This window comes from Methylobacterium gregans, assembly GCF_022179245.1.
Classification (GTDB): Bacteria; Pseudomonadota; Alphaproteobacteria; order Rhizobiales; family Beijerinckiaceae; genus Methylobacterium; species Methylobacterium gregans.
Genome location: NZ_BPQM01000025.1, coordinates 14747 through 37791, shown reverse-complemented (window position 1 = coordinate 37791; position 23045 = coordinate 14747). Strand labels below are relative to the sequence as shown.

24 protein-coding genes and 1 tRNA gene are annotated in these 23045 nt (G+C 72.5%); 14 read left to right on the top strand and 11 right to left on the bottom strand.

Annotated features, from left to right (window positions below; all coding sequences use genetic code 11):
* Positions 1 to 49 precede the first annotated feature (49 nt).
* The 3 genes from MFF54_RS05680 (at position 50) to MFF54_RS05670 (ending at position 1360) form a co-directional block, all read left to right on the top strand.
* Positions 50 to 388: a hypothetical protein gene (locus MFF54_RS05680; protein WP_238301648.1), complete on the top strand. Its 339-nt coding sequence runs from the start codon at positions 50 to 52 to the stop codon at positions 386 to 388.
* A gap of 299 nt (positions 389 to 687) precedes the next feature.
* Positions 688 to 948 carry a hypothetical protein gene (locus tag MFF54_RS05675; protein WP_238301647.1) on the top strand — a complete coding sequence of 87 codons (261 nt, stop codon included), beginning with the start codon at positions 688 to 690 and terminating at the stop codon, positions 946 to 948.
* 142 nt (positions 949 to 1090) lie between these two features.
* A complete protein-coding gene (locus tag MFF54_RS05670) occupies positions 1091 to 1360 on the top strand; it encodes a hypothetical protein (RefSeq protein ID WP_238301646.1) in 270 nt (89 codons plus the stop codon).
* Positions 1361 to 1449: 89 nt separating this feature from the next.
* On the opposite strand, the gene MFF54_RS05665 is transcribed toward MFF54_RS05670, so the two are convergent.
* Positions 1450 to 1725, bottom strand: a complete 276-nt coding sequence (locus MFF54_RS05665; RefSeq protein WP_238301645.1) for an adenylosuccinate synthase — start codon at positions 1723 to 1725, stop codon at positions 1450 to 1452.
* 11 nt (positions 1726 to 1736) lie between these two features.
* Complete coding sequence (locus tag MFF54_RS05660) at positions 1737 to 1982, bottom strand: DUF6894 family protein (RefSeq protein WP_238301644.1); 246 nt, start codon at positions 1980 to 1982, stop codon at positions 1737 to 1739.
* Positions 1983 to 2104: 122 nt separating this feature from the next.
* Here MFF54_RS05660 and MFF54_RS05655 point away from each other — a divergent pair, with 122 nt between their 5' ends.
* Positions 2105 to 2323: a hypothetical protein gene (locus MFF54_RS05655; RefSeq protein WP_238301643.1), complete on the top strand. Its 219-nt coding sequence runs from the start codon at positions 2105 to 2107 to the stop codon at positions 2321 to 2323.
* A 139-nt stretch (positions 2324 to 2462) separates the two neighbouring features.
* On the opposite strand, the gene MFF54_RS05650 is transcribed toward MFF54_RS05655, so the two are convergent.
* Positions 2463 to 2539, bottom strand: a tRNA-Arg gene (locus MFF54_RS05650).
* A 278-nt stretch (positions 2540 to 2817) separates the two neighbouring features.
* On the opposite strand from MFF54_RS05650, the gene MFF54_RS05645 reads away from it, so the two are divergent.
* From MFF54_RS05645 to MFF54_RS05630, 4 genes are read left to right on the top strand one after another with little or no spacing between them, the layout of a single operon-like run.
* Positions 2818 to 3447, top strand: coding sequence for a hypothetical protein (locus tag MFF54_RS05645; RefSeq protein ID WP_238301642.1), 630 nt, complete (start codon positions 2818 to 2820; stop codon positions 3445 to 3447).
* 46 nt (positions 3448 to 3493) lie between these two features.
* On the top strand, positions 3494 to 4663 hold the full coding sequence (locus MFF54_RS05640; protein WP_238301641.1) for a PspA/IM30 family protein: 1170 nt from the start codon (positions 3494 to 3496) through the stop codon (positions 4661 to 4663).
* Positions 4660 to 5325, top strand: a complete 666-nt coding sequence (locus tag MFF54_RS05635; protein ID WP_283206254.1) for an OB-fold-containig protein — start codon at positions 4660 to 4662, stop codon at positions 5323 to 5325. The genes MFF54_RS05640 and MFF54_RS05635 overlap by 4 nt, the downstream gene beginning before the upstream one ends.
* A 32-nt stretch (positions 5326 to 5357) precedes the next feature.
* Positions 5358 to 7046 carry a flotillin family protein gene (locus MFF54_RS05630; RefSeq protein ID WP_238301640.1) on the top strand — a complete coding sequence of 563 codons (1689 nt, stop codon included), beginning with the start codon at positions 5358 to 5360 and terminating at the stop codon, positions 7044 to 7046.
* Between the two features lie 3 nt (positions 7047 to 7049).
* On the opposite strand, the gene MFF54_RS05625 is transcribed toward MFF54_RS05630, so the two are convergent.
* The 3 genes from MFF54_RS05625 to MFF54_RS05615 all read right to left on the bottom strand — a co-directional run bounded on the left by MFF54_RS05625 (position 7050) and on the right by MFF54_RS05615 (position 10098).
* A complete protein-coding gene (locus MFF54_RS05625; RefSeq protein WP_238301639.1) occupies positions 7050 to 7481 on the bottom strand; it encodes a gamma-glutamylcyclotransferase family protein in 432 nt (143 codons plus the stop codon).
* Positions 7482 to 7508: 27 nt separating this feature from the next.
* Entirely contained in the window at positions 7509 to 9512 is a 2004-nt protein-coding gene (locus MFF54_RS05620) for an acetyl-CoA carboxylase biotin carboxylase subunit (protein ID WP_238301638.1), read from the bottom strand.
* A 145-nt stretch (positions 9513 to 9657) separates the two neighbouring features.
* Positions 9658 to 10098, bottom strand: a complete 441-nt coding sequence (locus MFF54_RS05615; RefSeq protein WP_238301637.1) for a hypothetical protein — start codon at positions 10096 to 10098, stop codon at positions 9658 to 9660.
* Between the two features lie 277 nt (positions 10099 to 10375).
* Here MFF54_RS05615 and MFF54_RS05610 point away from each other — a divergent pair, with 277 nt between their 5' ends.
* Complete coding sequence (locus MFF54_RS05610; RefSeq protein WP_066927931.1) at positions 10376 to 10555, top strand: DUF1328 domain-containing protein; 180 nt, start codon at positions 10376 to 10378, stop codon at positions 10553 to 10555.
* 1 nt (position 10556) lies between these two features.
* Positions 10557 to 11417, top strand: a complete 861-nt coding sequence (locus MFF54_RS05605) for an SDR family NAD(P)-dependent oxidoreductase (protein ID WP_238301636.1) — start codon at positions 10557 to 10559, stop codon at positions 11415 to 11417.
* Positions 11418 to 11471: 54 nt separating this feature from the next.
* Here MFF54_RS05605 and MFF54_RS05600 read toward each other — a convergent pair whose 3' ends face one another.
* Positions 11472 to 12434, bottom strand: a complete 963-nt coding sequence (locus MFF54_RS05600) for a cation diffusion facilitator family transporter (protein WP_238301635.1) — start codon at positions 12432 to 12434, stop codon at positions 11472 to 11474.
* A gap of 191 nt (positions 12435 to 12625) precedes the next feature.
* On the opposite strand from MFF54_RS05600, the gene MFF54_RS05595 reads away from it, so the two are divergent.
* Entirely contained in the window at positions 12626 to 13063 is a 438-nt protein-coding gene (locus MFF54_RS05595; RefSeq protein WP_238301634.1) for an HIT family protein, read from the top strand.
* A gap of 33 nt (positions 13064 to 13096) precedes the next feature.
* On the opposite strand, the gene MFF54_RS05590 is transcribed toward MFF54_RS05595, so the two are convergent.
* The 3 genes from MFF54_RS05590 to MFF54_RS05580 all read right to left on the bottom strand — a co-directional run bounded on the left by MFF54_RS05590 (position 13097) and on the right by MFF54_RS05580 (position 16126).
* On the bottom strand, positions 13097 to 13513 hold the full coding sequence (locus tag MFF54_RS05590; protein ID WP_238301633.1) for a PilZ domain-containing protein: 417 nt from the start codon (positions 13511 to 13513) through the stop codon (positions 13097 to 13099).
* A 91-nt stretch (positions 13514 to 13604) separates the two neighbouring features.
* Positions 13605 to 13835 carry a hypothetical protein gene (locus MFF54_RS05585; RefSeq protein WP_238301632.1) on the bottom strand — a complete coding sequence of 77 codons (231 nt, stop codon included), beginning with the start codon at positions 13833 to 13835 and terminating at the stop codon, positions 13605 to 13607.
* 176 nt (positions 13836 to 14011) lie between these two features.
* Positions 14012 to 16126: an NAD(+) synthase gene (locus MFF54_RS05580; RefSeq protein ID WP_238301631.1), complete on the bottom strand. Its 2115-nt coding sequence runs from the start codon at positions 16124 to 16126 to the stop codon at positions 14012 to 14014.
* A 211-nt stretch (positions 16127 to 16337) separates the two neighbouring features.
* Here MFF54_RS05580 and MFF54_RS05575 point away from each other — a divergent pair, with 211 nt between their 5' ends.
* Positions 16338 to 20036 carry a DNA translocase FtsK gene (locus tag MFF54_RS05575; protein WP_238301630.1) on the top strand — a complete coding sequence of 1233 codons (3699 nt, stop codon included), beginning with the start codon at positions 16338 to 16340 and terminating at the stop codon, positions 20034 to 20036.
* Between the two features lie 135 nt (positions 20037 to 20171).
* Positions 20172 to 21116, top strand: a complete 945-nt coding sequence (locus MFF54_RS05570) for an outer-membrane lipoprotein carrier protein LolA (protein ID WP_238301629.1) — start codon at positions 20172 to 20174, stop codon at positions 21114 to 21116.
* A 78-nt stretch (positions 21117 to 21194) separates the two neighbouring features.
* On the opposite strand, the gene MFF54_RS05565 is transcribed toward MFF54_RS05570, so the two are convergent.
* Positions 21195 to 21917 carry a lysophospholipid acyltransferase family protein gene (locus MFF54_RS05565; RefSeq protein WP_238301628.1) on the bottom strand — a complete coding sequence of 241 codons (723 nt, stop codon included), beginning with the start codon at positions 21915 to 21917 and terminating at the stop codon, positions 21195 to 21197.
* Positions 21918 to 22073: 156 nt separating this feature from the next.
* Between MFF54_RS05565 and xth the strand changes: the two genes are divergently transcribed.
* A complete protein-coding gene (xth, locus tag MFF54_RS05560) occupies positions 22074 to 22883 on the top strand; it encodes an exodeoxyribonuclease III (protein WP_238301627.1) in 810 nt (269 codons plus the stop codon).
* Positions 22884 to 23045: the final 162 nt, after the last annotated feature.

Sequence of the window (23045 nt, the reverse complement as noted above, 5' to 3'; positions counted from 1 at the left end):
ATGCGGCCAGGGCCGCGCGCGGACGCGGCTTTCGCGCTACAAGCGGCGGATGGACAACGTCATCCGCCCGACCTTCGGTAGCCGCACGACCCAAGCCGGCTCGCGATCCGGCCCCCGATCCGGGGCGCCCGCGCCCACCGAGACGGCGCAGCTGCTGCGCCTCCTCGGCCACGCGGGCGGTTACCGGGTCGGCCTCGTCGAGGACGCGGACGCGCCGGAGGGGCCGGTGCTCAGGGTCGTGCTCGGCCCCGAGGCCGGCGAGGTGGTCGAGGCGGTTGCCGTGATGCCGGCGACGCCGGAGGGCGCCGTCGATGCCGAGATGGTCGGCATGGCGGTGCTGCGCACCCTCGAGATCGTGGGCGAGGACCGCGGCCCCGGCATCGCCTGACCGGCACGTCCAGGGTGCCGATCGGTGGCCGATCTCCGGTCGGTTCCCGGATCGGGCCGAACCGGATGCCGGGCGGCGCATTGATCAGGAGTGACCGGATGGAGGGTGCCGAACCGTGGGCCTCGTCTTCGCCTTGCTGCTGATCCTGCCGCCGCTGGGGATCGCCGTCCTCGACCTGCTCCGCACGCGCCGGTCGCATCCCTACTGAGATCGGCTCCGCCGGCCCGGTGGTCTGCCGGTCGTCCTTCGCGTAGGCCGTTCCGGGCCGAACCGACCCGGACAGACGCAAGGAGACAGGCATGAGCAGCGACCGCGACGCGCCCCAGGACGACCCGCTCGACGATGCCTCGCGCCTCCACGCGAAGATCGCCGCGCTGGAGATCGTCCTGGGCGTCCTGATCGGGCGCCTGTCCGAGGAGAACCCGGAGATCCGCGAGGACGTGAAGCGGGACGTCTCCGTCCTCCTGGCCGACATGGCCGGCGGCTCGGAGAGCGAGGAGATGATCGTCGCCGAGGTGCGGCGCGCGGCGGACGTGCTCACCGGCGTGGCGATCGGCTGAGAGCTTTTCAGGTCAGAGCGCACGGGGCCGTTCGGCGGGTGGTTCCCCGCCTCGCCTGCGGATCGCTACGCATCGGCAGGCGAGCCGGCCGCGGCTATGAGCGGCGCGCGCCGCACCCGAGCGCCGGCCCGGACCTCCCGCCTTGCCCCATCAGATCATCGGCCTCGCGGCGATCTCCCTGACCGTGGCGGTGCTGCTGCGCGGCTGGGGCGTGTCGCACCGGACGGCGTTCCTGCTTGGCGGCCTCGGCCTTGCCGCCACCGCGCTCATCGCCCTCGGTGATACGGGGCCTCGCGTCGAGCCGGGCCTGACGGGGCCGAGCGAGACCGAGACGATGCGGCCCCTGCAGAGCGTGGTGGTTCCGCAGCGCCCGGGCGGGGCCACCGCCGGCGTCGACGCCTTCTTTCCGTAACGGGCCCCTCCGCGACGAGCCAGGCGCGCGGGCTCAAGGGCGTCGAGACCCAAGGGCGTCGATCTCCCTTCCCGGGCCCGGCGACGCGCTCACGCCTGCTCAATCGTGAACGTCATCCCGAGCCCCGGCCCCTGGTCGGCGTAGTCGGCGAGCGACAGGCCGCGCTCGGCCAGGGTGGCGTCCACGAGATCCCGGTGCTTGCGCACCATCTGCCCGACCGCGAGCGGCGTGAGCCGCGGGCTCGCCTGCCGGAGCCGGTCGACGCCGACCGCCGCCGGCAGGCCCTCGCTCTCCGCGATGCGGGCGAGCGCCAGCCCCAGATCCCGCGCCTTCGTCTCGGACGCGGACAGCTTCCTGTGTGCCATGATGTCTCCTCTCAGGCCGCCCGCGGGCGGGCGGCGTCCGCGAAGGTCAGGGTGAGCGCGCGCCGCCCCGCGGCGTCGTGCACGTCAACGATCCAGGCCGACCAGTCGAGCCGCCCGGCGACACGGTCCATGATCGCGCGCGCCGCCCGTGCGGCCTCCGCGCGCAGGTCGTCCCGCGCCCGCAGGTACCGGCCGGAGAGGTCGAGCACCGCGTGCGCGCCGTCCGTGCAGTGGAAGCGGTAAGTGCCAGCCCGCATTCGTCTTTCGCCTCGTCGTCCACAGATGTTCACAGCGGTGGGCGAAACTGGCGCGGCCCGGATTGTGCCGCGCCCGTCCACCGTGTTTGTTCTCTAAATGTTCTATCATGTGGGAGGCGCGGATGCACGGTCTGGTTGTGGACGAAGGGGCATCCGAGGCCGAGCGGATTGCCGCGGCCTACGCGTGCGCGGCCGGCGGCGACACCTGGGCGGCCCTCGTCCGGGCCGTATCCGACGCGCTCGCGGACCTGGCCGAGGCGGAGCGTCGCTCGCTCCGCCGCGACCGCCTGATATCGCGCGGCTACGTGCGGGCGCGGCCGATCGACCGGGGAGATGCGTGAGGCCGTCCCCTGCGCGGGGTCGGGATCATCAGGAGAACATGAATCGGATGAAATGGACTTCTTGAGTTTATATCGCCTTGTGGAGCGTTCTTTTTTCGGATCGACTGGGTTCGCCGGCGCAAGGGTGCCAAAAATAGAGTGGCGACCCCGGTAGGGCTCGAACCTACGACCTGCCGCTTAGAAGGCGGCTGCTCTATCCAGCTGAGCTACGGGGCCGGTTGCCGCGGCCGAAACACCATGCCGTGCGCCACCGGTCAAGGGCTTGCGCCGCCACGCACCCCGGCCACGCGCCCTGGCCCCGCGGGAGGTCCCGACAGGGCCGGCGGCTCCCCCTCGCCCTTCGGCCTGGGAGACCTGTTCCCGCAGGTCGCCCCCGCGCGCAAGGGCGGCCGGCTTCGCCATCGACACCCTGGCGGGCCGCTACATCGTGCTCTGCTTCTTCGGCTCCGCTGGCGACCGCGGCCCTGGGGACGGCCCTGCGGGAGCGCGCCCGCTTGGACGATTCCCGCGCGAGCTTCTTCGGCGTCGGCATCGATCCCGCGGCCGAGGACGCCGGCCATTTCCGCCCGCACCGGGACAACGGCCAGGGCCTGACCGCGCACCGCCGCTTCGCCGTCTCGATCAACCTGACGGGCGATTTCGAGGGCGGCGCGGTGGGCTTCCCCGAGACCCTCACGGGCGGTGCCGGCAACGACACCTTCGCCTTCGCGGCCGGCGACTCGGGCATCACGGCGTCGACCTCCGACCTGATCACGGGCTTCGACACCGGCGACAGCATCCAGGTGCAGATCGTGGGTGGCGCCGTTCGTGCCGAGAACCGCGCGGCTGCCGGACGGAGCTTCGATCAGCCGCGCGAGCTCGCCAGCGAAGCCTTCGCGAATGGTCAGGCCAACGCGACCTTCATCACGGGTGCCCCGGCTTCAGACGGATCCACGGCTGCCTCGGGCGCCCGCGCCGTGCGGTCCGCCGCCGTGCCGGCTCCGCCTCCCATGCCGGGTCCTGCCTGGGCTGTCGTCCGGATTTCACGATCTTCGGCGATGACAGGCGAGTCCGAGATCGACCGCATCCAGGCGCCGGTCCAGCCTGAACACTGTCTTCGCGTGCGGTTCGGCACGCGTCTATAGCGGGTAAAGTTGAAAAACACCGCGGCGGTATCTTAACATTCCCTGCATGACCCGGTCGCAGGCCCTGCCCTCTCGCCTGACTTACCGGCTGCTGCCGCAGCCGGCGGATCGCGACGCGGTCCGGGCGCTGCTGGCCGCCTACCGGCGCATGCTGGTCATCCTGGACGAGATCCGCCGCACGCACGGCCTCGGCGCCAACGTCGTCGCGCTGATCGCGCACGGCTACCAGCGCGTGCGCGACGAGACCGGCCTGCCCGCTCGCCTCGTCACGCTGGGTATCCGCGACTTCGCCCGGCAACCGGCGGATCTCGACCCGCAGCAGGTCAGCGCGCTGCCCCTCGACGGGAAGCTGTTCAGCCTCAAGGGCGCCGCCGAGATCACCCTGACCACGCTCTGCGGCCGGCGCAGCATGCCCTACCGCGTCGAGGGCTACGACGGTCCCTGGCGCGAGCTCTCCGCCGCCCGCCTCACGATCGCGGGGGACGACATCACCCTCGTGGTGGGCGTCCCCGTCATGCCCACGCATCCGGCCCCGAACCCGAAGGAGATCCGCACCATGCCCGAGACCATCCTGACCCGCGTCGGCCGGATCATCGGCGGCCTCTCCAACGCGGCCCTGGAGGCTGTCGAGGACCGCAACGGCCTCGCGGTGGCCGAGCAGGCGCTCCGCGAGATCGACGCCGTGATCCACGAGGCCCGGCTCGACCTCGGCCGGATCAAGGCGGAGGAGCACCGGCTCGGTGCCCGACGCGGTCAGCTCGACGGGGAGCTCTCCGCGCTCCCCGAGAAGCTGGAGCTCGCGCTGGCGAGCGGGCGCGAGGATCTGGCGCGTGCCGGGATCAGTCGGCAGCTCGACCTCGAGAGCCAGATCGAGGCGATCGATTCGAGCCTCGGTGACGTCGCCGAGCGCCACGCGGCGGCCGCCAAGGCCCTGCAGGCGGCGGGCGCTGCCCGGCGCGACGCCGAGCACCGGATCGCCCTGCTGCGCAAGCCCCCCGCCGGGGGAACCGACCCGAAGGCGGCCGACACGCTCGCCGGCTACGGCGAGGAGGCGGGCCGCGCGGAGCGCCTCGCCCGGTCGCTGCGCGCCATCGACCGGGCGACCGGCACCGCCGGCGCGGTCGCCGACCCCTCGGTCGAGGAGCTCGACCGCCTGCACCGGGACGATGCCATCGAGCGGCGGCTCGCCGCGCTGAAGGGGGGCCTGCCCGCGTGAGCGCGCTCGCCGGGCCGGCGCTCTTCCCCTTCAGCCTCGCCGCCGCGGTGATGGCCGGTCTCGTTCTGGTCGAGGTCCTGTCGCTCCTCGTCGGGCACTCCGCCTCGGCGTTGGTCGATGGCGCGCTTGGGCAGGACGCCGGGCTGGACAATGCCGTGGACGGTCCGGTGGGGACGGCCCACGCGCACGGGGCCCTCTCGCCCGCCGCGTTGCTGTCGTGGCTCAATGTCGGCCGGGTACCCTTTCTGATCCTGCTGATCCTGGGGCTCGCCGCCTTCGCGCTCGCCGGCTTCGCCCTGCAGGGGCTGGCCGCCGCGCTCGTCGCGCCCCTGCCGGTGCCGCTCGCCGTGCTGGCCGCGGGCGCCGCCGCCCTGCCGGTGCTCAGGGTCTCGACCCGGGTGCTGGCTCGCCTGATCCCGCGCGACGAGAGCTACGCGGTCTCCGCCGACGACCTCGTGGGCGCGATCGCCGAGGTGACGCTCGGGCCTCTCGACCAGGGCCTGCCCGGGCAGGTTCGGGCGCTCGACCGGCACGGCAACCCGCATCTCCTGCGCGCCCGCGCCGCTCCGGACGCCCCCGCCATGCCGGCCGGCGCCCGGGTGCTGCTGGTCGACCGGGCGGACGGCGTCTTCGTCGCGATCCCGGCCGCGCCGGACCTCTGAACCGCTTACCCACCCGCGAAGGCTCGTTCCCGATGGACATGATCAGCCCCGGTCTCATCAACCTCCTGGTGATCGCCGGCATCCTCGTCGTCGCGCTGCTCGGCATCGGCTTCGTGTTCGGCCGGCTCTACCGGCGCACCACGCGCGACACCGCCTTCGTGCGCACGGGCCTCGGCGGCCGCAAGGTGGTGGTCGACGGCGGCACGGTGCTGCTGCCGGTCTTCCACTCCATCGCCCTGGTGAACCTCAACACCCTGCGGCTGGAGGTGAAGCGGTCCGGCAACGAGTCGCTGATCACCAAGGATCGGCTGCGCGCCGACATCACGGTCGAGTTCTACGTGCGCGTTGAGCCGCGCGAGGAATCGATCGCGCTCGCCGCCCAGACGCTGGGCGAGCGCACCAACGACGCCAACCTGCTGCGCGAGCTGATCGAGGCGAAGTTCGTCGACGCGCTCCGCGCGGTCGCCGCCGGCATGAGCCTGCCCGACCTGCAGGAGCAGCGCGCCGCCTTCGTGAAGGGCGTGCAGGAGGCGGTCTCGGGCGACCTGCGCCACAACGGGCTGGAACTCGAATCCGCCTCGCTGACCCGCCTCGACCAGACCGCGATCGAGCATTTCAACCCCGACAATTCCTTCGACGCGGAAGGCCTCGCCCGGCTCAAGGAGATCACCGAGCAGCGCCGCAAGGAGCGCAACGCCACCGAGCGCGACGCCGAGGTGGCGGTGGCCGAGAAGGACCGCGAGGCGGCGCTGCGCCAGCTCGAGATCCGGCGCGCCACCCGCGAGGCCGAGCTCGCCCAGGAGCGCGACATCGCCAACAAGACCGCCGAGACCCGGGCCGAGACCGCCCAGGCCGAGCAGCGCGCCCAGCAGAGCGAGGAGACCGCCCGGATCGAGCGCGAGCAGGCGGTGCGCCAGCGCGAGGCCGAGGCGCGCCAGAACTCCGAGAGCGCCCGCATCGCGGCCGACCTCGCCATCGCCCAGCGCAACGCCGAGTCCGAGCGCGAGCGCCAACTCGTGCTGCAGGACAACGCCATCCGGATCGCCGAGCGCTCGCAGAAGCAGTCGGAGGCGCTCGCCGCCGCCAAGGCCGCCGAGGCGCTGGCGGTCGCGGCCGAGGAGCGGGTCGCCACCGCCAAGGCCAAGGAGATCGCCGAGCGCGAGCGCGAGGTCACGGTGATCGCGGCCAAGCGCGAGGCGGAGCGCGAGGCCACCGGCATCACCGTCACGGCGGAGGCCGAGCGCCGGGCGGCGGAGGACCGGGCCAACGCCATCACCACCCTCGCGGAGGCCGAGGCGATTGCCGCCGCCTCGAAGGCCGAGGCTATCGCGAAGCTCGGCCGGGCCGAGGCCGAGCGCGAGCGGGTGATGAACGAGGCCCGCAACGCCCTCTCGCCGGAGGCGCGCGCTTACGAGACCGGGCTCAAGCGCCTCGGCATCATCCCGGACGCGCTGCGTGAGAGCATGCGGGCGGTGGAGAAGATCGACTCGATCCGCATCTTCGACGCGGGCGGGATGATGGGGGCAGGCACCGGTGCGGCCTCGGCGAGCTTCGGCGACAGCCTGTCGGGCCACCTGCTGCGCTACCAGTACAACAGCCCGATCCTCGGAGCGATCCTCGACGAGGCGGGCTTCTCCGGGGATGCCGGCAGCCTCGATGCGCTGGTGGGCGGCCTGCGCGACGGCAAGGCGGTGCGGCCCGCGTCGGCCGCCGCGCCCTGAGGCTCAGGCCGGCGCGCCGCGCTGCCAGCCCCGGATCTCGCGGATATGGGCGGCGGGCAGCTGCGCGGCCCCGGCCGCGGCCGCGACGGCCTCGAGATAGCCCGGCCGCGGCACGCCGGGCGTCGCGCTGCGGCCGAGATAGATCAGCGCCCGCTTGACGCCGCCCACCGCCGCCACCGGCTGGTAGGCCTTCACGTAGAGCCCGCCCGAGACGCCCTCGTAGCGGTCGAGCGCCGGTACGTCGGCGAGCGCCAGCTCCCAGAGCACGCCCCAGACCGAGCGGCCGGGATCGCGCACCACGGAGGCGTAGCCCTCGCGCATGATGATGAAGCGGTGGCGGCGCAGCTCCGCCCGGCCGACGAGGCACGAGGCCGGGCAGCGCAGGGCCATGGCGGCGGCGTCCATGTTGGCGCCGTAGGCGAAGTAAAGGGGCATGCGACCCCCATACCCGGACGGGCGGCGTCAGGCGAATTCGAGGATCACAGCGTCGACCGCGAGGCTGTCGCCCTCCTTGGCGTGGATCTTCGAGACCGTGGCGTCGCGCTCGGCGCGCAGCACGTTCTCCATCTTCATCGCCTCGACCACGGCGATCGGCTCGCCGTTCTTCACCTCCTGGCCTTCGTTCACCAGGATCTGCTTCACGAGGCCGGGCATCGGGCAGAGCACCTGCTTGCCCGAGCCCGCCTGCTCCTTCACCGGCATCAGGGCGGCGAGCTCCGCCTCGCGCCGCGTGTAGACCCGGGCCTCGGCGGCGCAGCCCGCGTGCTGGAGCGCGACGCCGTTGAGCAGGCCCCGCACCTGGATCGCGGCGCGCTGCGCGCCGATCGTGCCGGTCCAGACCGGCTCGCCGGGGCGCCAGTCGCTCGCCACCAGATGGGCGGCGCCGTCCGCCTCCGTCACCACGACGCCGTCCTCGTGCGGATCGACCGTGACCGGGTAGGACTGGCCTGCCAGGATCACGACCCGGTCGCGCTCGAACCGGAGGAGCGCGGGATCGCGCATCTGGCCCGAGATGCCGCGCTTGCGCTGGTTGAGCTGGTGGTCGATCGCCGCCGCGGCCGCCATCATCCGGCGGGCGACGTCGCCCGCGGGCTCGGGGGCCTGGAAGCCCTCGGGGAACTCCTCGGCGATGAAGCCCGTCGACAGCCGGCCCTCCTGCCAGCGCGGATGCGCCATCAGGGCCGACAGGAACGGGATGTTGTGGCGGATGCCGTCGATCGCGAAGGCGTCGAGCGCCTCGCCCTGCGCGGCGATCGCCTCCGCGCGGGTCGGCGCCCAGGTGACGAGCTTGGCGATCATCGGGTCGTAGTGGATCGCGATCTCGCCGCCCTCCTCCACGCCCGTGTCGTTGCGCACGATGGCGTGGCCCTGGCGGCCCTCCTCGGGCGGCAGGTAGGTGGTGAGCCGGCCGATCGAGGGCAGGAAGTTGCGGGTCGGATCCTCGGCGTAGACGCGGCTCTCCACCGCCCAGCCGTCGAGCTTCACCTGATCCTGGCTCAGCGGGAGCGGCTCGCCCGCTGCCACCCGGATCATCAGCTCGACGAGGTCGAGGCCGGTGATCATCTCGGTGACCGGATGCTCGACCTGGAGGCGCGTGTTCATCTCCAGGAAGTAGAAGGACTTGTCCTGGCCGGCCACGAACTCGACCGTGCCGGCCGAATCGTAGTTCACCGCCTTGGCCAGCGCGACGGCCTGCTCGCCCATCCGGCGCCGGGTCTCCGCGTCGAGAAGCGGCGAGGGGGCCTCCTCGATGACCTTCTGGTTGCGGCGCTGGATCGAGCACTCGCGCTCGCCCAGGTAGATCACGTTGCCGTGCTTGTCGCCGATCACCTGGATCTCGATGTGGCGCGGGTCGGTGATGAACTTCTCGACGAACACCCGGTCGTCGCCGAAGGAGGACGAGGCCTCGGACTTGGCGCGGGCGAAGCCCTCGGCGACCTCGTCGGCCGAGTGGGCGATGCGCATGCCCTTGCCGCCGCCGCCGGCCGAGGCCTTGATCATCACCGGATAGCCGATCTCGTCGGCGATCTTGACCGCGTGTTCGGGGCTCTCGATCACGCCGAGGAAGCCCGGCACGGTCGAGACCTGGGCGGCGGCCGCCGCCTTCTTCGACTCGATCTTGTCGCCCATTGCGGCGATGGCGCCGGGATTCGGGCCGATGAAGACGATGCCGGCCTCGGCCAGCGCCTTCGGGAAGGCCTCGCGCTCCGAGAGGAAGCCGTAGCCCGGATGCACCGCCTGCGCGCCCGTCTTCCTGCAGGCCTCCACGATCTTCTCGATCACCAGGTAGGACTGCGCGGCCGGCGCCGGCCCGATATGGACGGCCTCGTCGGCCATGGCCACGTGGACGGCGTCGCGGTCGGCGTCCGAGTAGACCGCCACGGTCTTGATGCCCATCCGGCGCGCCGTCTTGATGACGCGGCAGGCGATCTCACCTCGGTTGGCGATCAGAATCTTGTCGAACATGCGCCGCTCGGACCGTTGCTTCCCAGGATGATGATCCGGGTTCTGGAGCCCGGTCGAATTCCCCGATAAAGCAGATGTGCGGCGGACGGAAGCTGTGCTTTGGGTGGTCTCCCGGGATGCTGCTGGGATGCCAGGCGGGGTCCGCTCAGGCGGCCAGCGCGAAGCTCGGACGGCGCGCAGCGCCCGGCTGGCGCGACCAGCTGTTGGCGGCCAGGGCGAAGGCCGTGAGGTTCTCGGCGCTGGCCTGGGCCTCGCGCACGATCTCGACGGCGATGCGGGCGGCGACCGGGGTCGGGCCGCTGCGGCCGGAGAGGGAGCCGGCGAGCCAGGCGGCGGTCTCGCGCTCGATCCGGCCGGTGGGACGCTCGCCCCAGACCGCGAAATCGACGACCGCCGCGATCAGGAAGTCGCCGAAGGCGGCGTCCGCCGGCACGGCCCGCTCCAGGGCGATCAGCATGTCGGCCTCCTCGCGGCTGCCGATGCCCTCCGGCAGGACGTCGCGCATCAGGCGGCGCACGTCGGCCTCCGAGATCCCGCCGACGCTCTTGGCATGGTTGCAGAAGTGCTGAAGAGAAGTGTTGATCATAGCTTGCTGCCTCCCCGGCTGTTTGTCTGTGCCGGTGCTTGTCCTTCGATGTAATGGACTATGGCTCTTCGGGATCCTCTTGGAGGTTAACGCGAAAATCTGAACCCGTGTTCAGGTAAACGGCCGCTCACGAAGCAGGCTTTCGGGAATCTTGCCGCGCCGTGCCGGGCTCGGCGACGCCGTCTGGGAAGAAAGGCCGCGCGGGTGTCCGCTCCGGCGGAACGGTCGCGCTTGCTCCGCATTGACGCTCGGTTTCTCCGCGCGGAGTCGACGTCCAATGACCCTTCTGAAATGGGCCCTCATCTGCTTCGTGATCTCGCTGATCGCGGGCGGCCTCGGCTTCACCGGCATCGCCTCGGGCGCCGGGTCGCTCGCCCGCATCCTGTTCGGCCTGTTCCTGCTCGTCGCGATCGTGATCGTGGTCATCGCCTTCGCGATCGGGCAGGCGGTGTTCTGAGGTGACACCCCTCGCCGGGCGGACTTGCCTCGTCACGGGGGCGACGAACGGCATCGGCTACGAGACGGCGCTCGGGCTCGCCCGCGCGGGCGCCGGTCTCGTCCTGGTCGGGCGCGACGCCGGGCGACTGCGGGACGCGGAGGCCCGCATCCGGGCCGCGGTTCCGGGCGCGCGCGTCGATCCCCGGCAGGCCGACCTGTCGAGCCAGGCCGAGATCCGCCGGCTCGCCGCCGCGATCGGGCGCGCGCACGACCGGCTCGACGTGCTGGTCAACAACGCGGGCGCGATCTTCGATCGGCGGGAGACGAGTGTCGACGGGATCGAGCGCACCTGGGCCCTCGACCATCTCGGCTACGTGCTGCTCACCCTGGAACTCCTCGACCTGCTCGCAACCTCCGGGCGCCCGGGCGCGGCCGCCCGCATCGTCAACGTCGCCTCGCGGGCGCACGAGCGCGGCCATATCGACTTCGACGACATCGAGGGCGCGCGGCGCTACGGCGCGATCCGGGCCTACGCGCAGGCCAAGCTCGGCAACGTGCTGTTCACCTACGCGCTGGCCCGCCGGCTCGCCGGCCGGCCCGTCACCGTGAACGCGCTCCATCCGGGCGTGATCAACTCCGGCTTCGCCCGCAACACCGGCGGCCTGCTCGGCTTCGGCTGGGGGCTGATCCGGCCGTTCCTCGCGACACCCGAGGCGGGCGCCCGCACCTCCCTGCTCCTCGCCGCCGCCCCCGGGATCGAGGGCGTCAGCGGACGCTACTTCGCGCGGGGCCGGGACGTGCCCTCGTCGCCCGAGAGCCGGGACGAGGCGGTGCAGGAGCGGGTCTGGGCGCTGAGCCTGGAGCAGGTCGGGCGGGGGTGAAGGGCCTCCCCTCACGTGGTCTCCCTCCCCCGCAGAGGGGGGAGGGTTGAAGCGTCACGCCGCCGCGGCCGCCCCCTGCCCCGAGGCCTGGCGGTCCTGGATCTCGATGAAGACCCGCGTCACCTCGCGGTTGCGCTCCCGGAGCGTCCGGTCGAGGCGTGTGACCGCGCTCTCGATCTCGGCGCCCGAGAGGTCGTCCGCCATGTCGAGGCTGACATTCACCAGGATGTCGTCGGGGCCGAGATGCTGGGTCAGCACCTCGTTGACGTGGCGCACGCCGGGCTCGGCCCGCACGATCTCGCGGATCTGCGCCACCACCTCCGGGTCGGCCGCCTCGCCGATCAGCAGGCCGTGCGTCTCGATCATCAGGAAGATCGCCATGCCGATCAGCACGAGGCCGATGCCGACCGAGGCCCAGCCGTCGAGGGCGGGCATGTCGAGGAGATGGGCCGCCACCACGCCCGTGAAGGCGATCACGAGGCCGATGAGCGCCGCCACGTCCTCGACCAGGATCGTGAACAGCGACGGATCCTTGCTGCGGCGGATCGCGGTGATCGGCGAGCGGTTGCCCTTCTCGGCCCAGAAGGCCCGCACGGCGACGAGGCAGGAATAGCCCTCCGCCAGGATCGCGAAGCCGAGGATCGCCACGTTCACCCAGAAGCCCGGGAGGTGGTAGCCGAGGATCGTGGCGTCGGCCGCCGGCTCGGGGTGCATGATCTTCTCCGCGCCCTCGTAGATCGCGAAGATGCCGCCGCCGAGGAAGATCATCAGCGCGACCACGAAGGCGTAGAAGTAGATCTCGCGGCCGTAGCCGAAGGGGTGGCGCGCGTCCGCCGGCCGCTTGGCCCGCTTCAGGCCCACCAGCAACAGGAGCTGGTTGGCGGTGTCGACCACCGAATGGACGCCCTCGGCCAGCATCGCGGTCGAGCCGGTGAGGAAGGCGCCCACGAACTTCGCCGCCGCGATGGCGAGGTTGGCGCCCGCGGCGGTGTAGATGGCGCCGGTGCTCTCGGCCATGCGCGTCTGTCCTGGCTGTGCCGGCGCTGGGCCGGTCTCGATGTCGGGTGAGCCGGGAATGAGCCGACAGAGGCCAAGGTTCCGCCGGGGTTCCACCAAGGTTCCGGGCGGCGGGCGGTGGACGGACCGGACGCCGTTCGGCATCGTGCCCGGCAACCGAGGAGACGACCGGAGCCGAAATGTCCGCAACGATGTCCGCAGAGACGCCCGCCTACGATGCCCAGAACGTCTTCGCCAAGATCCTGCGCGGCGAGATCCCGGCCCACCGGGTCTACGAGGACGACCACACCCTGGCCTTCATGGACGTGATGCCCCAGGGCGAGGGTCACACCCTGGTGATCCCGAAGGCGCCCTCACGGGGCCTGCTCGACGCGGAGCCGGAGGCGCTCGCCGCGCTGATCGCGAGCGTGCAGCGGGTGGGGCGGGCCGTGAAGGCGGCCTTCGCGGCCGACGGGCTGACGGTCTTCCAGTACAACGAGCCGGCGGGCGGGCAGACGGTGTTCCACCTGCACGTCCACATCATCCCGCGCCGGGAGGGCGTCCCGCTCAGGCGTCACGAGGGCGGGATGGCCGACAACGCCGTGCTGGCCGAGCACGCGGAGCGGATCCGCGCGGCGCTGAAGGGCTGAAGGGGCGGCGCGGGCGCGGGCGCGGGAGGCGGTTCAGGCCGCCGCCGTGCCGCCCGCCTGGGCCATGCCGGCGAGAACCCGCCGGAGCGCCGCGTTCTCGGCCTCGAGCTCGCTGATCCGGCGCAGCAGAACCGTCAGGGATGCGTCGGCGGTCTCCGCGGCGGGAGCGGCCGGTGGGGGCGGAGCGGCGGCCGCCGCCTCCTCCGCGAAGGTGACGCCGATGCCGTCCTCGCGCCGCCAGCGCAGGGTCGCCCGGTAGGTGCGGTCCTTCTGCGGGATGTAGAGGTCGAAGCTCGCCGGCAGCGTCGCGGTCTCGCTGAGGGCCAGCCGGGCGCCCGAGGGCGAGAAGTCCCGGACCATGCAGTCCATGGAGGACGCGCCGTTGTTGAAGCTGATGCGCCCCTTCAGGAACACACGCTGGCGCACCTCGTTGCGATGCTCCGCCGACATCTCGCCTCCGCCTCAGGATCGGTTTCGAGCCCGATCCTGCCACCGCAGCCCTTAAGGAACGTTTTTCCCGATCCGCGACTCGCGGATGCCGTCAGGCGGTGTAGCGCCGGTCCACGGTCTGGAAGAGATAGAAGCCGTTGAAGCGCACGGCCGTGTCGGCGGCGCGCCCGTCGAAATCGAGCGGCGCCCCGTCCTCCGTCCCGAGCTTGCCCTCGAAGGTCCAGCGCCCGCCGCCGAGGAAGGCCGGAACGGTGCAGGATTCCGGCACCGCGCAGCACAGACCCTCGACGCTCTTCAGGCGGAACAGATTGTAGCTTCGCATCGGAAGTCCTCCGCTTGGCCGCCCTCTGGCCGATCCATTGGATCGGGGCCGATCCGATGGATCGGTGTCGATGCGATAAGTCGGTTCCGACGCCTCGCATCAGAGCCGATGCCCCGCAGCGCGTGCGCTGCGAAGAATCGGCTTGACCGTTCCCATAATGGCACAATCGGTCGGGTTTATGTCGGCTCGTTTGCGGGGACGTTTCTCTCCAGCTCGGCGAGCCAGATCCGCGCGGAGGCGTCGGAGGGCGCGCGCCAGTCGCCGCGGGGCGAGAGCGAGCCGCCGGCCGCGACCTTCGGGCCGTTCGGGAGCGCCGAGCGCTTGAACTGGCTGAAGCCGAAGAAGCGCGTGAGAAAGACGCCGAGCCAGCGCCGGATCACCGGCAGATCGTAGGCGACGCGCTTGGCCTCGGGGAAGTCCGGCGGCCAGGCGCCTCGTTCCCTGTCGCCCCAGGCGTGGAGCGCCAGGAACGCGATCTTCGAGGGCCGGAACCCGTAGCGCAGCGTGTAGAACAGGTTGAAGTCCTGCAGCGCGTAGGGGCCGATCGTCGCCTCCGTGCTCTGGGGCGTGTCGTCGGCGTCCATCGGCACGAGCTCGGGCGAGATCTCGGTGTCGAGCACCGCCTGGAGCGTGCGGTTCTCCTCCGCGCCCAGTTGTCCCGAAGAGATGACCCAGCGGATCAGGTGCTGGATCAGGGTCTTGGGCACGCCGCTGTTCACCGCGTAGTGGCTCATCTGGTCGCCGACACCGTAGGTGCACCAGCCGAGCGCCAGCTCCGAGAGGTCGCCGGTGCCGACCACGATGCCGCCGTGGCGGTTGGCGAGCCGGAACAGGTAGTCGGTGCGTCGCCCCGCCTGCACGTTCTCGAAGGTGACGTCGTAGACCGCCTCGCCCTTCGCGAAGGGATGGCCCATGTCGGCGAGCATCTGCTTCGCGGCCGGGCGGATGTCGATCTCGGCGGCCGTGCAGCCCATCGCCCGCATCAGGGCGTGGGCGTTGGACTTCGTGCCCTCCGAGGTCGCGAAGCCCGGCATCGTGTAGGCCAGGATGTCGGAGCGCGGGTAGCCCAGCTGGTCGAAGGCCTTGGCGATGACGATGAGCGCGTGGGTCGAGTCGAGGCCGCCCGAGACGCCGATCACCGCCCGCTTGGTGCCGGTGGCCTGGAGGCGCTGGGCGAGGCCCGCCACCTGGATGTTGTAGGCCTCGTAGCAATCCTGCGCGAGGCGGTCGGCCTCGGCCGGCACGAAGGGGAAGCGCTCGACCCGGCGCAGCAGGCCGAGATCCTCCGTCGGCGGATCGAGCCGGAACGCGACCCGGCGGTAGGGCGGGGCGCCCGCGGATCCGGCGTGGGCCGAGCTCTCGGCCGAACTCCGGGCCGAACTCCGGGCCGAACTCCGGGCATTGTCGTCGAAGCTGCCGGCCTGGCGCCGGTCCTGGGCGAGCAGGTCGAGGTCGATGTCGGCGATGGTCGCCACCGGCGCTTGCGGGAAGCGCTCGCCTTCCGCCAGCCGCACGCCGACCTCGTCGATCGAGGTCTGGCCGTCCCAGGCGAGGTCGGTGGTCGATTCCCCCTGCCCCGCCGCGGCGTAGACGTAGGCGCAGGAGGCCCGCATCGAGGCCGCGCGGGTGAGGAGCGCGCGGGCATCCGCCCGGCCCACCGTGATCGGGCTGCCCGAGGGGTTGGCCAGCACCGTGGCGCCGTGGAGCGCCGCCCGCATCCCGGGGGCGTCCGGCACCCAGAGATCCTCGCAGATCTCGATGCCGACGACGAAGCCTGGCAGATCCTCGGCCGCGAACAGCAGGTCGGTTCCGAAGGGCGCATCAAAGCCGGCGATCCGCACGGTCTCGCCCGCGATCCCGGCACCGGAGGCGAAGTGGCGCTTCTCGTAGAACTCGCGGTAGTTCGGCAGGTAGCTCTTCGGCACGACGCCCAGCAGCCGGCCGCCCTGGATGGCGAGCGCCGTGTTGTAGATCCGGTTGCCCCAGCGCAGCGGCGCGCCGACCACCAGCAGGGGGCGCAGATGCGCCGATTCCGCGATCAGCCGCCCGGCGGCCTCCTCGACCGCGTCGAGCAGCGTCTCCTGCAGGAACAGATCCTCGATCGCGTAGGCCGACAGCGCGAGTTCCGGGAAGACGGCGAGCGCCGCCCCGCGCGCGTGACAGGTGCGGGCGAGCGCCAGCACCGCCTCGGCGTTGCGGTCCGGCTCGGCCGGGTGGCTGCGGCCGGTGCAGGCGGCGACGCGCGCGAAGCCGTGGCGGTAGAGCGAGCGGAACTCTGGAACCTGGGTCACGGCGGGCCGGCCTCGCGTGCGGGTAACCTTGCCGGGGATCTAAGGCACCGCGCCCACGCTCTCCAGCGGGGCAGGGGAGCAACAGGGGTATGTCGGCGGCGGGTAAGGACCGGCCGACCGGCTCAAGCCTCTGTTAACGACGACGCGCCTAACTCGGGGACGAGCCGCCCTCCCCCGGGCGGAAGCCCTGTTTCGAGTAACAGAAGCTCTCATGCGCGCATCGGGACGGCCCCCCTACTCACACCGCGACCCCTCCCGCCCCGGCCGCGGCGTCGACCGCCCGGGCCTCTCGCTCGGCGCGCTCGCGCACCGGCTGATGTCGCTCCGCCAGAGCCTGACGCGCCGCCTCGGCGGGGCGCCGCGCCATCCCGGCTACAACCTGCCGCGCCAGGGGCAGAGCGCCGCCCAGAGCTGGGCCACCCCGCCGAACGCCATGCTGGGCCGCGGCCAAGATCCCCAGGTGCCGATGCCGCGCGTCCTGCAGCCCGAGTTGGCGCCTTTCGGCGGACCGGAGACGCGTTTCGGTGCGCCGGAGGTGCCGTTCGGTGCCGACGAGGCGGGCGGCTTCGGCAGGCCTGAGGCGGCCCGGCGACAGGCCGAGCCGCAGGGCTGGCCCGACCACGTCTTCGACGACCGCGCCGGCTTCGAGCCGCCGCTGCCGCGCCACGAGAGCCGCATCGATCACGCCGCCTCGACGCCGGGCGTGCTGGTGCGCCAGCCTCGCCGCCCGGCCGCGATCGCGCCCGAGGGCGTGCCGGCCGACGCCTACGCGACCGCGCCTGCCGCGGCGCCCGCCTCCGCCCTGCCCCAGCCCTCGGCCGTGCGCTTCACCCGCACCCCCGACGCCGTGCTGCAGGAGCGCCGCCAGCGGGCGCTGGAGGCCGAGCGCGCCGCCTTGGAGCGCGCCCGCGCCGAGGCGCAGGCCGCCCTCCAGGCCCAGGCGGATGCCCGGGCCGCGATCGAGCGCGCCGAGGCCGAGCGCCGCGCCGCCGCCGAGGAGGCCGAGCGCCGCGAGGCCGAGCAGGCCGCCGCGGAGGCGGCGCGCCTCGCCGCCGGTCCGCCCGTGCCCCTCTGGCGCCAGCCCTTCGTGGCGTCCGAGGGCGTGCGCTACTTCCGCACCCCCGACCGGCGCCCGGCCCGCCCGAGCGTCGAGCTGTCGGCGGAGGCGCACGCGGCCGACGAGGCCCTGCAGGCGACGGCCGCCGAAACCGTCCTGACCGACGCCGAGGCGATGCCGGGCACCGTCGAGCCGGCGTTCGCCGAACCGGCCGTCGTCGCGTCGTCCCTCGTCGCGGAGAGCTGCAGCGCGCCTGTCCCCGAGGCCGGCGACTTCTCGGACCTGCCCGACTGGTCGGGCGTGCAGCCCTGGTTCGGCAGCGACGACGCCTTCTCGGCGGCCGAGGCCTGGGCCGCGCTCGACGCCGCGCAGACGCCCGCGGAGACCGCCCCCGACGCCGAGCCGACCTCCGAGCCGGTCTCCGAGTCTGCCGCAGGCGAGACCGCGCCCTACGTCGCGGTGCCGGTCGACATCTCGCACCTGCGCTCGCTGCCGCCGAAGCCCGTCTACGTGCTCGACCGGCTGGTTCGCTTCGACATGCCGCCGCGCCCGGCCGACCTGCAGGACAATGCCAGCGCCCGCGCCGCCCAAGAGGCGGCGGCTGCGGCCGCGGCGGCCGCTGCTGCCGCCTTCCTGCCGCCGCGCCCGGCTCTGACGCTGGTCTTCGGTCCCGAGACGCCCGCCCCGGCCGGCCCGAGCGACGCCGCCGTGCTGGCGGAGATCGCGGTCGAGACGCCGGCCGAGATCACGGTCGCCGAGCCCGCCCCGGCGCCGCGCCCCCTCCGGCCGGCCCTGTCGGCGATGGCCGCCCGCGCCGCCATCCGCCCGGCCCGCCAGCCGGGCGCGCCGGAGCCGGTTCCGGCGCCCGCCGAGGTTGCCGCCTTCGAGCCCGCCGCGTTCCAGGCGCCCCTCCCGGTCGCGGCCGAGGCCCCCGCGCCCGTCGTGGTGCCGATCCCGGCGCGTCCCGTCCTGTTGCGCGGCCGGGCGGCCCCGGCCCCCGAACCGGTCGAGGAGATCGCCGAGGCGGCCGAACCCGAGGCCGCGGAAGCCCCCCTCCCCTTCCCGGCCGAGACCGAGCAGGGCGTCACGGCCGAGCCGCCCCCCCTCCCCGTTCCGGCCCAGGCCCCGGTGAACGTGCCGGCCGTGGTGCGCCCGCACCTGATCCCGGCCGGGCGCCACCTCGAGGTCGCGGCCTTCGCGAATGCCGACTACCAGCTGCCCGCCCTCGAACTCCTCGCCCTGCCCGCCCCCGGCGGCAGCGAGGAGGTCGATGCCGACGTGCTGGAGCAGAACGCCCTCAACCTGCAGCAGACGGTCCAGGATTTCGGCGTGCGCGGCGACATCCTGGCCGTGCGTCCCGGCCCGGTCGTGACCCTCTACGAGCTGGAGCCGGCGCCCGGCACCAAGTCGTCCCGTGTCATCGGCCTGTCGGACGACATCGCGCGCTCGATGTCGGCGGTCTCGGCCCGCGTCGCGGTCGTGCCCGGCCGCAACGTCATCGGCATCGAGTTGCCGAACGAGACCCGCGAGACGGTCTACCTGCGCGAGCTTCTCTGCGCGCCGGACTTCGCGGAGACGAAGCACAAGCTGGCCCTGTGCCTGGGCAAGAACATCGGCGGCGAGCCGATCATCGCGGACCTCGCCCGCATGCCGCACCTGCTGGTGGCCGGCACCACCGGTTCGGGCAAGTCGGTGGCCATCAACACCATGATCCTGTCGCTCCTCTACCGGATGAAGCCGGAGGAGTGCCGCCTGATCATGGTCGATCCCAAGATGCTGGAGCTCTCCGTCTACGACGGCATCCCGCACCTGCTCTCCCCCGTCGTCATCGACCCCAAGAAGGCGGTGATCGCCCTCAAATGGGCCGTGCGCGAGATGGAGGAGCGCTACAAGAAGATGTCCAAGATCGCGGTCCGCAACATCGACGGCTACAACGCCCGGATGAAGGAGGCCCGCGAGCGCGGCGAGACCATCACCCGCACGGTGCAGACGGGCTTCGACCGCCACACCGGCGAGGCGGTGTTCGAGGAGGAGGCGATGGACCTGTCGCCGCTCCCCTACATCGTGATCGTGGTGGACGAGATGGCCGACCTGATGATGGTGGCCGGCAAGGACATCGAGGGGGCGATCCAGCGCCTCGCGCAGATGGCGCGGGCGGCGGGCATCCACCTGATCATGGCGACCCAGCGTCCCTCGGTGGACGTGATCACCGGCACCATCAAGGCGAACTTCCCGACCCGGATCTCCTTCCAGGTGACGAGCAAGATCGACTCGCGCACGATCCTGGGCGAGATGGGCGCCGAGCAGCTGCTCGGCCAGGGCGACATGCTGTTCATGGCCGGCGGCGGCCGCACGACGCGCGTGCACGGCCCGTTCTGCTCGGATGCCGAGGTCGAGAGCGTGGTGGCCCACCTCAAGCGCCAGGGCCGGCCGGCCTACCTCGACGCCGTCACGGCGGACGATTCCCCCGAGGAGGCGCCCGCCAAGGGCTCCCGCGGCGCGAAGGCCGCGGCTCCGGCCGCGGAGGAACGCGAGGAGGACGCTCCGGTCTTCGACGTCGGCGCCTTCGCGGCGGCGGTCGGGGGCGAGGCCGGCGAGCTCTACGAGCAGGCGATCCAGGTGGTGCTGCGGGACCAGAAGGCCTCGACCAGCTACATCCAGCGCCGCCTGCAGATCGGCTACAACCGCGCCGCCTCGCTGATGGAGCGGATGGAGATCGAGGGCATCGTCGGCCCGGCCAACCACGCGGGAAAGCGCGAGATCCTGGTCGACGCCGGCCACTTCGCGGGCACGGGCATCGGCAACGCGATGGCGCACCCGCTCGGCGCCGCCGCGATGGACGACGAGGACTGAGAAGCCCCGTCCGCCCGGCCCCGGCCGGGCGGATCCGCGACGCGCGTCGCATCTTCGCCACAGGGGCGGGCTCTAAGCGGGCCCGCCCGCCAAGCCCCGCATCCGGCGACCGCGCCACGAGGAGACAGCCCCACGATGATCGGCCGCCGCACCAGCCCCGCCGCCGTGTCGCTTCTCGTCCTCGCGGCCTGGCTCGGCGCCGCCGCGCCGGCCGAGGCGCAGGTCGGCAACTTCCTCGACAGCCTGTTCGGCCGCAAGGAGCAGCCGGCGCCCGCCCCCGAGCCGGTGCCCGAGGCGGCTCCTCCGGCTCCCGCGCCCAAGAAGGCGGCGCCCAAGCCCCAGGCGGGCAAGGACGCCAAGGAGCACAAGGACGCGGCGAAGGCGGCCAACGAGAAGACCGGCAGCATCAAGGGCAAGCCCGGCCCGGCCGAGGCCAAGGCGCCCGCCTCCGAGAAGGTCGCGGCGGTCGGCGCGCCCGCGGCGATCCCGGCCGCGCTGGAGCAGGCGGATCCTGCCACCGTGCTCGCCCAGGCCAACGCCTACTTCAACGGGCTCAACACCCTCACCGGCAGCTTCATGCAGATCTCGGCGGACGGGCGCCGGATCGGCGGCAAGCTCAGCCTCGTGAAGCCGGGCCGCCTGCGCTTCGACTACGACCAGCCCTCGCCGCTGGAGGTGGTGGCCGACGGCCAGTCGGTCGCCGTGCGCGACCGCAAGCTCGGCACGCAGGACCTCTACTTCATCGCCCAGACGCCGCTGAAATTCCTGCTGCGCGAGAAGATCGACCTCGCCCGCGACCTCACGGTGACCGAGGTGGTCAACGAGCCGGGCGGCATCCGCATCGCGCTGGAGGACCGGGCGACGCTCGGCGGCACCTCGAAGATCCAGCTCTACTTCGACGCCGAGATGAAGACCCTGTCGCAGTGGCGGATCACCGACCCGCAGGGCTACCTGACCACGGTGCAGCTCTCGAACCTGCAGCGGGGCAAGGCCGTCGACGGGTCGCTGTTCTTCATCAATTACGGCCGCGCCGAGGACAAGGCGATGGCTGAGCGCATCAAGCAGTCGCAGAACCCCTGAGGGAGAGCAGCCAGCCGGGCCGCGCGGTAGCCGCCAGGCCCGGCTGAAGCCGCTGTCGAACGGGTCAGCGGCCCTGCCTCAGGCCGCTGCGGCCGTCGGGCGCCAGCGGTCGAGCTCCCGGTCGATCGCCCGCTCGGTCCCCTCCATGAAGGCGGCGGCCGAGAGGCCGGCCGCCAGCGGCGCGAGGTAGCTCACCACCACGGTCCCGGGCCGGCTGAGCGAACCGCTCGGCCAGTACAGGCCGGAATTGACCGCCACCGGCAGCACCGGCAGGCCGAGCTTGCCGTAGAGCAGCTCGGCCCCGCGCTTGAACTGCACCGGCGCCCCGAAGGCGCTGCGGGTGCCCTCGGGAAAGATCAGCACCGAGCGGCCGGCCGCCACCGCCGCGCGGCTCTCCTCGATCATGGTGCGCAGGGCCTGGGTACCGTTGGCGCGGTCGATGATGATCATCGGCGAGCGGCGCAGGAACCAGCCGACCACGGGGATCGCGACGAGCTCGCGCTTGGCGATGATCGCCACGTCCGGCACCAGGACCAGGAAGGCCAGGGTCTCCCAGGCGGACTGGTGGTTGGCCACGATCAGGCAGGGCTCGGCCGGGATCCGCTCGCGGCCCTCCTCGACGTAGCGCAGGCCGACGATCCCCCGGAGCCCGAACAGGATGCCGCGCGCCCAGAGCCGGGTCGCGGCGCGGATCGGCCGGGCGGGCGCGCCGCTCGCCGCGAAGGCGAGCAGCGGCGCGAGGAACAGGGCGGTCCAGGCCGCCCAGTAGGCGTTGAAGCAGACGGAGCGGAGGGAGGGCACGGGGCTGGGGTCTCGGGCGGCGGAGCGCGCCCATACCGCCTTCCCGGGGCCGGTGCACGGCATTTCGGGCGCCTGCGACACGGACGCGCTGTGCCGGTCCGCCAAATCGGCTATCGAGGCCGCGCCCTTCTCCGACCGGTTCGGGACCCTGATCGCGTGCGCTTCACCGTCACCACCTGGAATATCAATTCGGTGCGTCTGCGCATCGATTCCGTGCTGCGCTTCCTCAGCGAGAACCAACCCGACGTCCTCTGCCTGCAGGAGACGAAGTGCCCGAACGAGCTCTTCCCCCTGAAGGCCTTCGCCGGCACCGGCTACGAGAACGTCGTGTTCTCGGGCCAGAAGGGCTACAACGGCGTCGCGATCCTCTCGCGCTTCCCGCTCCTCAGCCCCGAGATGATGGGCTTCTGCGAGCGCCCGGACGCCCGCCACATCTCGGCGGTGCTGGGGCGCGAGGCGGGGCCGGCCGCGGGGATCGTGCTGCACGATTTCTACGTGCCGGCGGGCGGCGACGTGCCGGACCGCAACCTCAACCCGAAATTCGCCCACAAGCTCGACTTCCTGGCCGAACTCCGTGCCTGGGGCGGGCGGCGCGTCTCCGGCCCGGCGATCCTCGTCGGCGACCTCAACGTGGCGCCGCTGGAGCACGACGTCTGGTCGCACAAGCAACTCCTCGACGTGGTGAGCCACACCCCCGGCGAGACCGAGGCGTTGGAGACCCTGAGAGCTGAGGCCGGCTGGATCGACACGGCGCGCCACCTCACGCCCGAGCCGGAGAAGATCTACACGTGGTGGAGCTACCGCTCGCCGAACTGGGAGCTCGCCAACAAGGGGCGGCGCCTCGACCACGCCTGGGTCTCGCCGGATCTGGCCGGGACGGTGCGCAGCGTCACCGTCTCGCGCGAGACCCGCGCCTGGGAGCGCCCCTCCGACCACGTGCCCGTGACGCTGGCTCTCGAACTCTGAGTGGAACGGACAAGCCGCTCCCGCATTGGCCCGGCATCACGAACCGTTGATGAGGCCCTCATGCGCAAGCTGCTGCTCGCCTTCCTGCTTCCCCGCGTCGTCTCCTGGCTGCGTCGCCGCTACGGCTCGCCGAACCACCGCACCCGTCCGTACTGAGAACTC

Coding starts and splice junctions, on each gene's coding strand:
- MFF54_RS05660 (WP_238301644.1), bottom strand. CDS start 1,982: ATGCGGGCTGGCACTTACCGCTTCCACTGCACGGACGGCGCGCACGCG.
- MFF54_RS05655 (WP_238301643.1), top strand. CDS start 2,105: ATGCACGGTCTGGTTGTGGACGAAGGGGCATCCGAGGCCGAGCGGATT.
- MFF54_RS05595 (WP_238301634.1), top strand. CDS start 12,626: ATGTCCGCAGAGACGCCCGCCTACGATGCCCAGAACGTCTTCGCCAAG.
- MFF54_RS05585 (WP_238301632.1), bottom strand. CDS start 13,835: ATGCGAAGCTACAATCTGTTCCGCCTGAAGAGCGTCGAGGGTCTGTGC.
- MFF54_RS05630 (WP_238301640.1), top strand. CDS start 5,358: ATGGACATGATCAGCCCCGGTCTCATCAACCTCCTGGTGATCGCCGGC.
- MFF54_RS05600 (WP_238301635.1), bottom strand. CDS start 12,434: ATGGCCGAGAGCACCGGCGCCATCTACACCGCCGCGGGCGCCAACCTC.
- MFF54_RS05625 (WP_238301639.1), bottom strand. CDS start 7,481: ATGCCCCTTTACTTCGCCTACGGCGCCAACATGGACGCCGCCGCCATG.
- MFF54_RS05590 (WP_238301633.1), bottom strand. CDS start 13,513: ATGTCGGCGGAGCATCGCAACGAGGTGCGCCAGCGTGTGTTCCTGAAG.
- MFF54_RS05570 (WP_238301629.1), top strand. CDS start 20,172: ATGATCGGCCGCCGCACCAGCCCCGCCGCCGTGTCGCTTCTCGTCCTC.
- MFF54_RS05640 (WP_238301641.1), top strand. CDS start 3,494: ATGACCCGGTCGCAGGCCCTGCCCTCTCGCCTGACTTACCGGCTGCTG.
- MFF54_RS05665 (WP_238301645.1), bottom strand. CDS start 1,725: ATGGCACACAGGAAGCTGTCCGCGTCCGAGACGAAGGCGCGGGATCTG.
- MFF54_RS05675 (WP_238301647.1), top strand. CDS start 688: ATGAGCAGCGACCGCGACGCGCCCCAGGACGACCCGCTCGACGATGCC.
- MFF54_RS05620 (WP_238301638.1), bottom strand. CDS start 9,512: ATGTTCGACAAGATTCTGATCGCCAACCGAGGTGAGATCGCCTGCCGC.
- MFF54_RS05680 (WP_238301648.1), top strand. CDS start 50: ATGGACAACGTCATCCGCCCGACCTTCGGTAGCCGCACGACCCAAGCC.
- MFF54_RS05615 (WP_238301637.1), bottom strand. CDS start 10,098: ATGATCAACACTTCTCTTCAGCACTTCTGCAACCATGCCAAGAGCGTC.
- MFF54_RS05575 (WP_238301630.1), top strand. CDS start 16,338: ATGCGCGCATCGGGACGGCCCCCCTACTCACACCGCGACCCCTCCCGC.
- MFF54_RS05610 (WP_066927931.1), top strand. CDS start 10,376: ATGACCCTTCTGAAATGGGCCCTCATCTGCTTCGTGATCTCGCTGATC.